Origin of the sequence: Daejeonella sp., assembly GCF_046590655.1 — a bacterium.
In the GTDB taxonomy this organism is placed as follows: Bacteria; Bacteroidota; Bacteroidia; order Sphingobacteriales; family Sphingobacteriaceae; genus Daejeonella.
In genome coordinates this window covers 1-15,132 of the sequence record NZ_JBKJUM010000135.1, presented here as the reverse complement: position 1 = coordinate 15,132, position 15,132 = coordinate 1, and the positions used below count along the sequence as shown (strand labels likewise).

Sequence of the window (15,132 nt, the reverse complement as noted above, 5' to 3'; positions counted from 1 at the left end):
TTGAGCCCCCCACAGTTAGAAAAAGGAAACTGATAGCCCATTTAAATTCTTTTATTAGATTCCTGCAATTTATTAGGATGCAGTTTCCCCGATATAAATTTGTAAAGCTGAACGATCACAAGCGGTATGAAACTAGCCACGAGAGATGCAATCCATAAATTAATAGGAAGTACTGTAAGATTCAAAGCCAAACGTAATTGAGGTACAAAATAAACAGTCATCAAAAGTACTGAACAAATTACTAAGGCTAACCAAACAAACTTGTTGCTGGTAATATCATTTACAAGAAATCGTGAATGGGTTGACGACATATTAAACACATGAAATAGTTGGGCAAAGGCCAAAGTGATAAATGCAATGTTGTTGGCCACTTGGTCGCTGACGGAGAAAACTTGCTTGCAATAAATAACTACCGAAATCACTGACAAAGTCATAGCTAATGCATATAAGGTAATAGCGATCCAGCTTTTGTTCGTAACAATGTCCTTCTTAGGGTCGCGGGGTGCTTTTTCCATTACAGTTTCGTCGCCGCTGCCAACCCCCAAAGCCAACGCCGGGAACACATCGGTTACCATGTTCAGGAACAATATCTGCAGTGGAAGCAACGTCGACGCAGGAGCCATGAAACCTAAAATGGTTACGATAAATATCTCGCTCAAATTACATGAAACAAGATAGATCACAAACTTTTGGATGTTCTGAAAAATCGTTCGGCCGTGAGCTATCGCTTCTGCGATAGACTTAAACGAATCGTCTTTCAATATAATGCTTGCCGTTTCTTTAGCTACTTGTGTACCTCTCAATCCCATGGCAATGCCTACATCAGCTTTCTTCAGGGCAGGAGCATCGTTTACACCATCACCCGTCATAGCTACTATGTTTCCTGCCTTTTGATATATATCTGCAATGTCAAGTTTTTGTTTGGGTGTAGTACGTGCAAATACAGCAGTTTCAAGAATTTTCTTCTTCCATTTAGCTGTAAGCGATTTCATCGATGGCAAATCCTTTCCGGTGATTACGTTTTGTTCCTCGGGGTCAACCAAACCTACCTTTTTAGCTATATTAAGCGCCGTCATAGGATGGTCGCCAGTGATCATCACAATCTTAATACCGGCCTTGCGACACATAGAAATAGTGTCTTTAATGTCTAGACGGGGCGGGTCCAGAAAACCGATCATGCCCACATATACCAGGTCATCCAATAAATTCTCTTTTGTAATTCCGGAGCCCTCTCTGTAAGCAAATGCCAAAACCCTAAGCCCCTCAGCAGCCATTTTTTCGGATTCTGCCAGAATGGTTTTACTGTCCTTTGTGCTCATTTTCTTAATTGATGCTCCAGCTTGTATTTTGCTGCAGCTTTCGAGCAAATGTTCTACTGAGCCTTTGGCCGCTGCGAAATGACCATGGGGACCTTTATGCAAGGTGCCCATAACTTTAGTCTCAGAACTAAACGGAATTTCGGCCAGGCGCTTGTATTGTTTCTTTATCTTATCGGCAGAGTCACCCGAAGCATCGGTTAAATGAATTAGAGCTATTTCTATGGGGTCGCCCAGCAACTTCTTTTTTTTATCTTCCGGATCCACGGTGGCATTGTTACACAAAGCTCCTACCAGCCTCAGTTTCTCAAAATTCTCCGGGCTTTTTTCAATCTTCCCGTTTTCAAATTTTAAGGTATTTTTTTCGATAGTCACCTTTAATTGCTCTTCAGGGAAAGAAAAAGTCTCCACGTAAATTTTGTTTTCAGTTAAGGTACCCGTCTTATCGGTCAAAATTACATTAGTACTCCCCAGCGTTTCTACAGAAGAAAGCTTTTTGACGAGAGCATTTCGCCGGGCCATAAGAACCATTCCATAAGCCAGTGCCACTGTGGCTACAATTGGCAAGCCTTCGGGGAAAGCAGCAACGGCTAGAGCAATGGAGGTTTTAATGATCAACACCCACTTTTCGCCTTGTATGATTCCCGTGACGGCAAATAACATCGTTAGAGTTAATGTTAACCAAATAAGTTTCTTGCTTAAAGCATGGAGCTTCTTATCAAGCGGGGTAGCAGTTTCAACTGAACTCTCTACCAATGATGTAATAGTTCCCAATTGCGTATTTTTTGCAATGCCGGTAATCACAGCTTTCGCTTTCCCATTCATTACCGAGGTTCCTTTAAATACCATATTGTGCTGATCACCAAGCAAAGTATCTTTGGGAAGCTTTTCTGTAATCTTCTCCGAAGGGAGCGACTCCCCGGTAAGCGATGATTCGTCGCATTGCAATTGATTCGATTCCAGTAAGCGGCCATCTCCCGGTATTACATCGCCTGCCTCTAGCACAATCACATCTCCGGGAGCTAAATTTTCTGATGGAATATCCTGGATCTTTCCGTCGCGAATTACTTTGGAAAGTATCACATCCATCTCACGTAAAGCATTCATTGAACTGCGAGCTTGCAGCTCCATTAAAAACCCTATCAGGGCATTTACTAAAATTACCACCAAAATGGCAAAAGCTTCGATATAATCCTGGAAATAGAATGAAACCGAAGCACCAAATACCAGCAAATACACAATGGGACTTTTGAATTGCCAGAGAAGGATTAGCCAGATACTTTTGTTTTTTTGCGCTTCATAAACATTTAGCCCAAATTCATTTGACCGCCTTTCTGCTTCGGATTTGCTAAGGCCTTTGTCAGAATCTGTTTGAAAAGATTGCAGCACATCATCGATAGACAGGGTATGGGCATCTTCGACAGGATATTTAATGTTCATGAATTATTTTATTAGAATGGGTATATTATATTCCAGGGTAACAAAGATGGGGTTGTGAAATTGGGTTTAAGTTATCCCATCCCTGTATCCCTAACGAACATCTGAAATTCCGGATGGTGTTATTTAATATGTTGTGCTTTACGAAATCAGTTGCCAGCCGCCACTTTAGGGCCCGGAAAATGTGGCGAAACTGGACATTACCAGGTACCAGCCATTTAGGTTTGCCAACGAAGTATGTTACTACGGGAATCGGCCTCTTTGCGTTGGTTATAGTATTTTCAGCAGTAAAGATTTACTGCAAAAAGAAAAGTATAACGGGTGAAGGCGGCAATAACCTGGAGTATAAATACCTCCGAATTGGGAAATATTATTTCTACAACGATAAGCAATACCTTATCAATAATAATGAACAAATTGAACTCACTCATAAAGAATCTAAAATATTATACATTTTTGCAAGCCCTCCTAATAAAATTATAGACAGAAACAGGCTGCAAAAAGAAATATGGGAAGATGAGGGCATAATTGTCGGCCGTAGCCTTGATGTGTTTATTTCAAAACTCAGAAAAAAGCTCGAAAGTGATTCTACAGTTAAACTTGTTAATATTCACGGGAAAGGGTATAAACTTGAAATCAGCTCTTAGGAAGAATCTCTTGCAGCTTGAGGCAATTGCAAATGATACCTTCTTTGATACTTACGACTCTTAAGTTTTAGAAATTATAAGCAATTATAATAATGCTGTCTAATGACCGCCAGATTGACAGTTAAACAAAAAAGGCATCGTAAATACTTAATTTACAATGCCTTTAACAGCTACTTTGTAGCCCGTAGGGGAATCGAACCCCTGTTTCCAGAATGAAAATCTGGCGTCCTCACCCCTAGACGAACGGGCCTTGTTGAGTTGTAAGTTTTAGGTTGTAAGTATTAAGTAAAAACTTATTACTTATAACTTAATACTTCTCCGGTAGCGGGAGCCAGACTCGAACTGACGACCTTCGGGTTATGAGCCCGACGAGCTACCAACTGCTCCATCCCGCACTATAGTATTTTTTTAACGAGTTATAAGCTCGATGGCAAGGCCACATTTACTTCAATTTTAAGCTCAAAGAACGTCTCTGCGTTGCTTTTAAATTGGACTGCAAAGATATATTTCGTTTCTTTGCAGTCCAAATAAATCTCAAAATAAATTTTACATGTCTCATAAAGCCGGATTTGTTAGTCTTGTTGGAAAACCAAACGTTGGAAAATCTACGCTGATGAATGCTTTGGTTGGTGAAAAACTCTCCATAGTTACTCCAAAGGCACAAACTACACGCCATCGGATTTTAGGCATCGTGAATGAAGATGATTACCAGATTGTATTTTCTGATACCCCGGGCATCATCAAGCCGGTGTATGGAATGCAGGAATCCATGATGAGTTTTGTTAATGGATCGCTGGTCGACGCAGATATTATCCTTTTTGTCACGGACATCAATGAAAAATATGATGAGAATGACGTGCTTGAAAAATTAGCTAAAACTACTTCTCCTATTGCTGTGGTTATCAACAAGATCGACAAATCAAACGAGGATCTTGTAAAAGGAAAAATAGCGTATTGGGAAGAAACTCTGAAGCCGAAAGCGGTGTTTGCCGTGTCAGCACTGCACGACCATAATGTACCCGCCGTAATGCAGTTCATCATGGATAATTTGCCAGAACATCCGGCTTATTATGACAAGGATACTTTAACTGACCGCAATGAGCGCTTCTTCGTATCGGAGATCATCCGTGAAAAAGTTTTTAAGCTTTACGAAAAGGAAATCCCGTACAGCACCGAGGTAATCATCACCGCTTTTAAAGAGGAGCCTAAAATCATCCGCATCAGCTCTGAAATTATCGTCGAGCGTGATTCGCAGAAAAATATCATCATCGGTAAAGCTGGAGAAATGTTAAAAAAAGTAGGCACATACGCCCGTAAGGACATGGAAGAATTCCTGCAAAAGAAAGTCTTTCTGGAAATGTTCGTGAAGGTAATTCCGGATTGGAGGAATAGGAAGAATTATTTGAAATCGTTTGGATACGAAGATTAGAATAAGGAACAAAGAGCAAGGATTAAGGATTGGCCTTGATTCATTTTGAAATATTATTAAAAATAAAATACAGGATTAAGGTATAAGGCATTAGACTTCCAGGTCTTTGTTCTTTGCTCTTTGTTCCTTTATCATATCACAATGAGTAACATAGTAGCAATAGTAGGCCGCCCCAACGTTGGAAAGTCCACATTATATAACCGCTTAACCGAGACGCGTAAAGCAATAGTTGATGATTTTAGCGGGGTGACCCGCGACAGGCATTACGGCACCGCTGAGTGGACTGATAAGTTTTTTACGGTAATTGATACCGGAGGCTACGTAGCACACTCTGATGATGTATTTGAAGCTGCCATACGTGAGCAGGTAGTTATTGCCATAGAGGAAGCGACAGTGATCCTCTTTATGGTTGATGTGGTGACAGGCATAACCGATCTTGATGATGATATAGCCAAGCTTTTGCGCAGGAGTAAAAAACCCGTATTTGTAGTGGTTAACAAAGTGGATAATAACCAGCGTTTAAACGATGCAAGCATTTTCTACAGCCTGGGCCTGGGCGAGATCTATTCGTTATCGGCAATGTCGGGTTCAGGAACTGGTGAGCTTCTGGACGAAGTGATCAAACATTTTGAAGATGAGCCCGAAGATGATAATCAGCTTCCTAAATATGCGATAGTTGGCCGCCCGAACGTGGGTAAGTCGTCTTTGATAAATGCTTTGATTGGTAAGGAACGGAATATCGTTACGCCGATTGCCGGTACTACGCGCGATTCAATTCATATTCACTATAATCAATATGGGCATGAATTCATGCTGATTGACACAGCCGGCTTAAGGAAGAAAACAAAGGTCAAAGAGAATATCGAATTTTATTCGGTGATGCGTACAATTAAGGCGCTGGAAGAAGCCGACGTGATCATCCTGATGATTGATGCCGTTGAAGGGATAGAATCCCAGGATATCAATATTTTCCACCTGGCAGAAAAGAATAAAAAAGGAGTGGTTATACTTGTAAATAAATGGGATTTAATCGAAAAGAATACCAAGACAACTGGCGTATTTGAAGATACTATCCGCGATAAAATTGCACCATTCAGTGATGTTCCAATTGTATTTACTTCGGTAGTTGAAAAACAACGGATCTACAAATCTCTGGAAGCGGCATCAAAGGTTTATGAAAACAAACTTAAAAAAATACCTACGTCAAAACTGAATGATGTAATGCTGCCTATAATCGAGAACTTCCCCCCGCCTGCCGTGAAGGGAAAATATGTGAAGATCAAGTATGTGACTCAAATTAATGCTTCCTCGCCAATGTTTGCATTTTTTTGTAATTTACCGCAATACATCAAGGAGCCTTATAAACGCTTCATAGAAAACAAACTGAGGGAGAACTTCGATTTTACGGGGGTTCCAATTCAAATCTACTTCCGACAGAAATAAATACTCACTTTTAATACAGATAAATATGAAGAAATTAATTTTTACATTCATTGCAACTGCCCTTGTTATCACAGCATGTAACACAGTTGACAAAAAGGAAAAAGAAACCCAGGATTCAATTGCGGCAGCGGCAGCAGCAGATTCTATCTTAAACGCTGCTATGGCTGCCGATACATTAAGTGTGGATTCACTTGGCAGTGACACCCTAACGGTAGATTCTATTCAATAAGATTATTTCAAAACTTCTAGCGATCGGGCAATAGCCTGGTCGCCGGAGTTTAAAGCCCTATAATACCCCTCATCGCCAAAATAGTAGCGGGCAAATAAAGCCTTGACCCTGTTTTCTATTTCCTTTCGGGATAATTCAATCTGCTTTTCAGTGGTATTAATATTCTTTGCAGAAGCTATCTGGATGATTTTTTTAACATCCTGTTCGGTAAGCTTAAAGTTCTTTACTATTTCGTCTGTAGAATTGAATTTGGGATTGGACTTGACAAGGCTGTTGAATACCAGATCATTCATTACCCCTTTCCCTGACAAGGTGTGATAAGCACTTGTGTAAACGCTAGTATCCACTGGTATATAAATGTCGGGCATAATACCTCCTCCTCCATAAAGCACCTTACCCGATTTGGTAGTAAAAGTTTTCTTTTTGTCAAAAAGTGTATCAGCCAGATTTTTACCGTCTGAGGCGAGTTCGCCAGTCTTAAGGCGTTCGTTAACTTCGCCGTAATATGCATCATTTCCTTTTTTATAAGATTTCTGGATAGACCTCCCTGAAGCTGTATAATACCGGGCAATAGTCAGGTTAAGCGCTGAACCATCTCCAAAATCAAATTGCTCCTGGACAAGGCCTTTACCAAAAGAGCGCCTTCCAATGATGGTTCCGCGTTCCAGATCTTGAACTGCACCTGCGACAATTTCACTCGCAGAAGCTGAATTCTCATCAATCAACACAACCAGTTTTCCCTGTTCAAAACCTCCCTTTGAGCTTGCAAAATAATCAGTACGCGGTTCATGCAAACCTTCAGTATAAACGATCAGCTCATTATCTTTTAAAAATTCGTCGGCCAGGCCCGTTGCTGCACTCAGGTAGCCTCCCCCATTGTCACGAAGATCGAGAACAAGGTTTTTCATTCCCAGCTTCTGTAATTTTTGAAGCTGAAGCCGGAAATCTTCGTCAGTTTCTGCACCAAATTTGCTGATCTTGATATAGCCGCTGCGGTCATTTAACATATAGGCAGCATCAATACTGCTAACTACTATCCGCTCACGCAAAACGCTGAAATATCTCTTTACTGTGTCGCGCTTTACCAGAATTTCTACCGGAGTACCTTTTTTGCCTCTGATCTGTTCAACAATTTTCTTAGCGGTGATTCGAATTCCGGAAACGGGATGTCTGTTTATAGCCAGAATCTTGTCTCCATTCCTCAGCCCGGCTTTAAATGCCGGCCCTCCAATATTTACCGACGTAACTAATAAGGTATCATTTAAAACATAATATTCAATACCAATACCATCAAAATTACCTTCGAGGTCTTCACTAAATAAACGGGTTTCTGAAGGTCCGAGATAGGCAGAATGTGGATCCAGGTGTTTCAATATTTCCTGGATGGCCATATTCTGGACAGTGTCTATTTTGACCGAATCGACATAATTATCGTTAATGATCTGCATAACCTGCTCAACCTTTTCAGAGCGGTTACCTAATCCAAAAGATAAAAATGAGCCGTTTTTACTGTTTCTGTTTTCAGGTGAAAATCTGGGTCCTAAGAACAAGCCTGCTATCAACACCACAGCGTAGCCTGCCGATATAATAATATTCCTCCTCGTAAAAGCTCTCATGTCCACATTAAACTTCAAATTTATTTAAACTTCGGCAGTATTCAGCATGGTAACCGGCATTTTGAAAAAAATATTATTTATAATCATTCTTAATAATTTGCAAATTTAAAAAACTAGTGTTAATATTGCGGACTATTTAAAATTAGTCTAATTAACATGAAGCATATTTTTATCCTTTTAATGGGTCTGGCAACAACTTTTAGTGCATTTGCCCAAAATAACAACTCAGAAAAGCCACTAAAATTATCAGATAGCCTAAGAATTGCAATGCCTCAGGTGGTTATCATTGGCAAAAGAGATGGTATGATTAATAAAGTGCCGGGATCGGGCACCGTATTGAACCAACAGGAAATTAAACTTTTTTCGCCAATAACATTGAACGAAGTCATGCGTAAAGTAAGTGGCCTGAACATCGTAGATGAAGAAGGAGCGGGATTGAGGGTTAACATAGGTATCCGTGGGTTGGATCCAGATCGAAGCCGGAGTGTTCTGATGCTTGAAGATGGCGTTCCTATTGCGCTGGGACCTTATGGGGAACCTGAAATGTATTTCACTCCTTCAATCGATAAAATGGTTGGGATTGAAGTTTTAAAAGGCAGCGGACAGATCCTTCATGGTCCGCAAACAATCGGGGGAATTGTAAACTTTTTTACTGCAGATCCCCCATCCAGACAAACCAGCCACTTAAAAGTTATGGGTGCCGGAAATGGGTTTTTTTCAGGTTTTGGAACGTATGGCAATACGATCGGTAAAACTGGATTCATCGTTTCTTTCCTTCACAAGAGAGCTGATGCATTAGGTCCTACACGGTTTAATTTGAATGATTTGTCGGCAAAAGTTAAAATCAGTCTCAATTCAAGATCGACACTGGGAATCAAACTTGGCTATTACGATGAGGAGTCGAATGCTACGTATCTGGGTTTAACACAAACCATGTTTGATACAGGGGGGCAGGATTTTGTTCGTATGTCTGCTTCCGATAATTTGCCCATTAAACGTTACTCGGCAAGTGCAACGCACCAGTTTGAGATCAGGGAGGGCATTACGTTAAAAACAACTGCTTTCGCATATACGACAAGCAGGAACTGGCAGCGTCAGGATTTTTCTTTTAGTTCTTCTGCACCTAATCAAACCGGGGTGATCTGGGGTAGTCAAAATGTATCGAACGGAGCAGTTTACATGCTTAATTCTACGGGCAACCGTAACCGTCAATTTGAAGTGGCTGGTCTGGAGCCTAGATTGAGCATCAAGCATCGGCTTTTCAATTTTGAAAATGAACTTGAAACAGGTGTCCGTATACTCTACGAAAGAGCGAATGAACAATTCATTATTGGAAATAATGCAAGTTCAGCAACAGGAACTATACGTGATAAAGAAATTAGGACAGGCACAGCATTCAGTACATATCTTCAAAATAGATTTAATATCACCCCGAGGTTTTCGGTAAGTGGGGGCATCCGGATGGAAAACTTCGATTACGAACGACAAATTCTTCGTGGAAGATACCGGATAAATAACGTGAATAACGTGATCAGGGATACCAGCATTATCGCTAACGATAACACATTTGCTATTATCCCGGGCGGAGGAATTACCTATGCGCCGAGCGACAAGGTTAATTTCTTTGCAGGAGTTCATAAAGGATTTGCTCCTCCTAGAATCAAAGACGCCATAACCTCCAATGGCGTTCCTTACAACCTGGATGCCGAACTTAGCACCAATTATGAATTAGGAACACGTATGCAGTTAGGAGATTTTGCAAATGCAGAAGTAACAGGCTTTATCCTGGATTTCCAAAACCAGATCATCCCTGTTTCCAATTCATCCGGAAATCTTAACGCCACTGGAGTGATAAATGGGGGACAAACTCTACACACAGGAATTGAAGCAGCCTTTAGAGTAGATCTAGGTGCCATTTCAGGTTCCAGGAATTCCATCACGATAGAATCCAATATTACCTTACAAAACTCAAAATACAACAACGATCGTTTTATTGCAGTAAAAGGACAAGCGGTTAACATAAAAAACAATCAGCTCCCTTATTCAGCAAAGGTGATGCTATGGAACGCATTGGGAATAAATCTGCAAAATGGCTTTGGGTTTAGGGTATCAGGAAACTATATAGGGGCTCAGTTTACAGATGAATTAAATACCCAAGCCGCTTCAGCAAACGGAAGAACAGGGAAAATGGACAGCCGTTTTGTCGTAGATGGGAATGCTTTTTACAAAATCTCTAAAACAAATGCTGTACTTAATGTAGCTGTAAAAAACCTAACAGATCAGCGTTATATTACAACCAGACGGCCTGAAGGCATTCGCGTGAGCTTACCACGGATGCTCACAGCAGGTTTAGAAATTAATTTTTAATCTCTCACTACCCGTTCAATATCATGCTTTAAAAATTCAGGATAGTATTTTTATTAGCGTGTATATTTTCGGTTTCCGGATAATTTTCTGATTTTTATAGCCTAGTTGTGAACTATGAAAAGAACTACCGAAGAGGACTCTAATTATAATGATCTTGAAAAGATGTCTGTTGCAGAATTACTGCATGGAATAAATAAAGAGGACGCCTCAGTGCCTGGATTAGTTGCGAAAGTTATACCTGCCATTGAAAAAGTTGTGACTGTAATTGTTGAAAAGATCAATAAAGGGGGCCGCTTATTTTACATCGGCGCCGGAACGAGCGGTAGATTGGGGATTCTTGATGCATCAGAATGTCCACCAACCTATGGTGTACCTTTCGATATGGTAATAGGTATTATTGCAGGTGGAGATAAAGCCATCCGGAAAGCAGTAGAAAATGCTGAGGATGACATGCAGCAGGCATGGAAAGACCTTTTGACTTACGGAATTAATGATAAAGATGTGGTAGTAGGCATAGCTGCTTCAGGCACTACGCCTTATGTTGTCGGCGGGTTACGAAAAGCGAATGAGAACGGATTGGAAACTGCATGTATAGTTTGCAATGAAAATAGTGCCATCGCCGCGGAAGCTAAATACCCGATAGAAGTAGTGGTAGGGCCGGAATTTGTCACCGGGTCAACCCGTATGAAATCGGGAACAGCCCAAAAACTAATTCTTAATATGATAAGTACGGCAACGATGATCAGGCTGGGAAAAGTGAAAGGGAATAAAATGGTTGACATGCAAATGACCAATATTAAACTTGTTGGTCGTGCCGTCAATATGGTTATGCAATCCACGAACCTGGATCAGGAATCGGCGCAAAAGTTACTCGACCTATATGGCAGCGTTCGCAATGCTATTGACAATGCCTCTAAAACTAACGTGGATCTGGCATAAAATTATTGATAGGTTCGTCGTTCAGAACTAGAAAACCAATGCATGAAATAGAACCATATTACAGATGGCGCGATGATTATATTGCTGCTGAGGACCCCCGTTCACCCTTCTTTGAAACGAGATATAATGAGTTCGAATTCGATAAGCAAATCTACAATTACCTCATCCATCCTCAATGGGACTTCTTTGGTTCGCAGACTCTTTACTTAAAAGTTCTTTACGCAGATTACGATAGGGGTTATGTTGTTCTGGAATTTATCGGGGAGTGGAATGACGCGCTTCATAACGATATTATGCTGCTCAAACGCGAGATTCTTGACCTGATGGTAATTGACGGATTAAATAAGTTCATCCTTATCGGGGAGAATGTGCTTAATTTTCATTCTTCAGACGATTGTTATTATGAAGAGTGGTTTCAGGATGCAGATGATGGTTGGATAGCCGGCATAAATTTCCGGGAACATGTTGTCAGCGAATTTAAGCGTAATAACATTGATTACTACATTAACTTCGGGGGAAATCTTGATGACATGAACTGGAGGAGCCTTAAGCCATTGCAGTTGTTCAAAAATGTGGAGCTGGAATTAGGAAAAAGGCTCAATTGAATAAAAATTAATTAAATTTAGAAAAACATTTTATGCCAGAAGTCAGAAATACCTTTGAATTTGATCAAAACCCATTAGTTGAGCGTGGTGGAACAATTACTTCCAGAAACTTTCTTCCAAATGTTTTCCTTTGGATGTTTATCGCTTTGGGGCTATCTGCAGGATTTGCATATTTCTTTTCGACAGATGCAGGCTTATTAAGCTTGTTAATTGACCCGGTTACAGGAAGCAGAACGGGCTTAGGTACAATTGCGATGTTTGCACCTCTTGCCTTCGTCCTCCTGATGTCGTTCGGTTTAAACCGTTTGTCCTTTCCTGTGCTCGCACTGATTTTTGTGCTTTATTCAGCCGTAACCGGTATTAGTTTAAGTTATATTTTATTAGTTTACACATCCTCCTCGGTTCTGGGATGTTTTATCTCCGCCTCTGTATTATTCGCCGTAATGGCTATAGCCGGATACACTACCGAAACCGACCTTACCAAATTTGGCTCGATCCTTATGATGGCCCTGGTCGGAATTATTATTGCAAGTGTAGTGAACTTCTTCTTAGGCAGCAGCCAGCTTGATTATATCATCAGCTTTATTGGAGTCGCTCTCTTCATCGGCCTCACCGCCTACGACATGCAGCGTCTAAAACGAATTGCAGCCGGCATTGAATACGGCGATGCATCAGCAAATAAAATGGTGATTATGGGTGCGTTGACGCTGTATCTCGATTTTATTAATCTTTTCATAATGTTGTTGCGTTTATTTGGAGGTAGGAAATAATTGTCACTTTTGTTACCCGTTACCAGTTACCAGGCTACCGAACTAGCAAGTTGCCCGTTACCAGGCTACCGAACTAGCATACGTACCTAGCGAGCAAAAAGCAATTGCGAACGAATTCTTGTAGAATGCATCGAATCACCGTGCACTTTAGAACCCTTGCCATCACACGTTATATTAACTCGCCAGCTAGAAGACCAGCCTGGCATCGGGTAACTGGTAACTGATAACTCTAACTAAATTTGCAATTGACCCAAAATTCCCCCACCTTTGCACTGCTTATTCAGAAAGACGGAGGGATTAGACCCGACGAAGTCTTAGCAACCTGTGCTAACAAGGTGCTACATTCTATCCGCCACAGGCGGAACAGATAAGTGAAAGTCAATGCATACCGACTTTTCTAGATAAGCTGTAAAAGTATTAAGTATCAGGTATTAAGTATCAAGACATGGTCTGCGCTAAATTTGGCACGACCCGTCCCTACTTACGACACCCCTCTACTTGATACTTGATACTTGCTACTTGATTCTATATGATAAGAGAAGAACTAAAAAAACGCATACTTGTGATTGATGGTGCGATGGGTACTATGATCCAGCGCTATCAGCTAACTGAAGAGGATTTTCGTGGCGAACGATTTAAAGATCATCCTTGTGATGTAAGGGGTAATAATGATCTGCTGAATATAACCCGTCCTGACATTATCAAGGCTATTCATGCCGAATATCTCGAGGCAGGCGCAGATATTATTGAAACTAACACCTTCAGTACCCAGCGGATTTCTATGGCTGATTACCAGATGGAGGACATCTCTTACGAAATGAGTTTTGAAGGTGCCCGCATTGCTAAAGAAATTGCAAATGAGTTTACTCTGAGAAATCCGGATAAACCACGTTTTGTGGCCGGAGCATTGGGGCCAACTACCAAAATGGCTTCTATGTCGCCGGATGTGAATGATCCCGGCTACCGTGCTGTTACTTTCGATGAACTTGTATCTGCTTATTACGAGCAGGTTAAAGGACTTATTGAAGGTGGCGCTGATGTACTTCTGTTCGAAACGATCACCGATACATTAATCACCAAAGCTGCTCTTTTTGCTGCTAAGAATTATGAGAACGAAATAGGCAGGAAGATAGAGATTATGATTTCCGGCACCATTACAGATGCCAGTGGAAGAACTTTATCTGGTCAGACAGTCGAGGCGTTTTTAAATTCGTTGAGCCATGCAAATCTTTTAAGTATTGGTCTGAACTGCGCCTTAGGTGCTAAAGATATGCGCCCTCATATCGAGGAGCTCTCTCAGAAAGCTGGATGTTATATCTCTGCATATCCGAACGCGGGTCTGCCTAATGAGTTTGGCGCATACGATGAGCTCCCTCATGAAACTGCCCATTTAGTTGAAGATTTTATGGCAAGCGGTTTTGTGAACGTGGTTGGAGGATGCTGTGGTACAACGCCGGAACATATTAAGTGTATAGCTGAAAAAGCGGCGAAGTTTCCACCGCGGGTTCCACCGGTCCCGGAGCCTTATCTTCGGCTGAGCGGACTGGAACCAGTGACGATGACTCCAGAAACAAATTTCGCAAATATTGGTGAGCGTACAAACATCACCGGATCACCGAAATTCTCGAAACTGATATTGAATGGCGATTTTGAGGAGGCGCTTTCAGTTGCCCGCCAGCAAGTAGAAGGCGGCGCTCAGATTATCGACATCAACATGGATGAAGGGATGATCGATTCAGAGGCATCGATGGTTAAATTCCTGAACCTTATTGCATCTGAGCCTGATATCTGCAAATTGCCTATCATGGTCGATTCTTCGAAGTGGTCGGTTATTGAAGCTGGTTTAAAGTGTCTTCAGGGGAAAGGAATTGTGAATTCTATTTCCCTGAAAGAGGGCGAAGAAGCGTTTATTAATTCAGCGAAGAAAATAGCACAATATGGTGCGGCAGTAGTTGTGATGGCTTTTGATGAAAATGGCCAGGCAGACTCACTGGAAAGAAGAAAAGAAATTTGTCAACGATCTTACGATATCCTTGTAAACGAAGTGAATTTCCCTCCTCAGGATATTATTTTCGATCCCAATATTCTTACGGTAGCTACGGGACTTGAGGAGCATAACAATTACGCTGTCGATTTTATTGAAGCAACGCGCTGGATTAAACAAAATTTACCGTTTGCAAAAGTTAGCGGTGGTGTAAGTAATATTTCATTCTCGTTCAGGGGTAATAATACCGTGCGTGAAGCAATGCACTCTGCTTTCCTTTACCATGCCATCCAGGCCGGACTCGATATGGGTATAGTCAATGCAGGAATGCTCGAAGTGTATGAAGAGAT

The 15,132-nt window shown here is 41.2% G+C and carries 11 protein-coding genes, 2 tRNA genes and 1 riboswitch; of the genes, 9 read left to right on the top strand and 4 right to left on the bottom strand.

Annotated elements, in window-relative coordinates; all coding sequences use genetic code 11:
• Positions 1–41: 41 nt before the first annotated feature.
• On the bottom strand, positions 42–2,756 hold the full coding sequence (locus ACLL8Z_RS12690; RefSeq protein ID WP_411275153.1) for a cation-translocating P-type ATPase: 2,715 nt from the start codon (positions 2,754–2,756) through the stop codon (positions 42–44).
• Between the two features lie 128 nt (positions 2,757–2,884).
• Between ACLL8Z_RS12690 and ACLL8Z_RS12685 the strand changes: the two genes are divergently transcribed.
• A complete protein-coding gene (locus ACLL8Z_RS12685; RefSeq protein WP_411275152.1) occupies positions 2,885–3,400 on the top strand; it encodes a winged helix-turn-helix domain-containing protein in 516 nt (171 codons plus the stop codon).
• Between the two features lie 178 nt (positions 3,401–3,578).
• On the opposite strand, the gene ACLL8Z_RS12680 is transcribed toward ACLL8Z_RS12685, so the two are convergent.
• A tRNA-Glu gene (locus ACLL8Z_RS12680) sits at positions 3,579–3,650 on the bottom strand.
• A 72-nt stretch (positions 3,651–3,722) separates the two neighbouring features.
• Positions 3,723–3,795 (bottom strand) — tRNA-Met (locus tag ACLL8Z_RS12675).
• A 155-nt stretch (positions 3,796–3,950) separates the two neighbouring features.
• Here ACLL8Z_RS12675 and era point away from each other — a divergent pair.
• The 3 genes from era to ACLL8Z_RS12660 all read left to right on the top strand — a co-directional run bounded on the left by era (position 3,951) and on the right by ACLL8Z_RS12660 (position 6,501).
• Complete coding sequence (gene era, locus ACLL8Z_RS12670) at positions 3,951–4,829, top strand: GTPase Era (protein WP_411275151.1); 879 nt, start codon at positions 3,951–3,953, stop codon at positions 4,827–4,829.
• A 141-nt stretch (positions 4,830–4,970) separates the two neighbouring features.
• Positions 4,971–6,272: a ribosome biogenesis GTPase Der gene (gene der, locus ACLL8Z_RS12665; protein WP_411275150.1), complete on the top strand. Its 1,302-nt coding sequence runs from the start codon at positions 4,971–4,973 to the stop codon at positions 6,270–6,272.
• Between the two features lie 25 nt (positions 6,273–6,297).
• On the top strand, positions 6,298–6,501 hold the full coding sequence (locus ACLL8Z_RS12660; RefSeq protein WP_411275149.1) for a hypothetical protein: 204 nt from the start codon (positions 6,298–6,300) through the stop codon (positions 6,499–6,501).
• A 2-nt stretch (positions 6,502–6,503) separates the two neighbouring features.
• On the opposite strand, the gene ACLL8Z_RS12655 is transcribed toward ACLL8Z_RS12660, so the two are convergent.
• Positions 6,504–8,117 carry a S41 family peptidase gene (locus ACLL8Z_RS12655; protein ID WP_411275148.1) on the bottom strand — a complete coding sequence of 538 codons (1,614 nt, stop codon included), beginning with the start codon at positions 8,115–8,117 and terminating at the stop codon, positions 6,504–6,506.
• A 156-nt stretch (positions 8,118–8,273) separates the two neighbouring features.
• Between ACLL8Z_RS12655 and ACLL8Z_RS12650 the strand changes: the two genes are divergently transcribed.
• The 5 genes from ACLL8Z_RS12650 to ACLL8Z_RS12630 form a co-directional block, all read left to right on the top strand.
• Positions 8,274–10,484 carry a TonB-dependent receptor family protein gene (locus tag ACLL8Z_RS12650; RefSeq protein ID WP_411275147.1) on the top strand — a complete coding sequence of 737 codons (2,211 nt, stop codon included), beginning with the start codon at positions 8,274–8,276 and terminating at the stop codon, positions 10,482–10,484.
• 114 nt (positions 10,485–10,598) lie between these two features.
• Entirely contained in the window at positions 10,599–11,423 is an 825-nt protein-coding gene (gene murQ / locus ACLL8Z_RS12645) for an N-acetylmuramic acid 6-phosphate etherase (protein WP_411275146.1), read from the top strand.
• A 38-nt stretch (positions 11,424–11,461) separates the two neighbouring features.
• A complete protein-coding gene (locus tag ACLL8Z_RS12640) occupies positions 11,462–12,028 on the top strand; it encodes a hypothetical protein (RefSeq protein ID WP_411275145.1) in 567 nt (188 codons plus the stop codon).
• Between the two features lie 32 nt (positions 12,029–12,060).
• The gene (locus ACLL8Z_RS12635; RefSeq protein ID WP_411275144.1) at positions 12,061–12,798 is read left to right on the top strand and encodes a Bax inhibitor-1/YccA family protein; all 738 of its coding nucleotides are present in this window, start codon (positions 12,061–12,063) and stop codon (positions 12,796–12,798) included.
• A gap of 273 nt (positions 12,799–13,071) precedes the next feature.
• A riboswitch (SAM riboswitch) is annotated at positions 13,072–13,172 on the top strand.
• 155 nt (positions 13,173–13,327) lie between these two features.
• Positions 13,328–15,132: homocysteine S-methyltransferase family protein (locus ACLL8Z_RS12630; RefSeq protein WP_411275143.1), on the top strand; the 1,805-nt coding region annotated here is incomplete at its 3' end.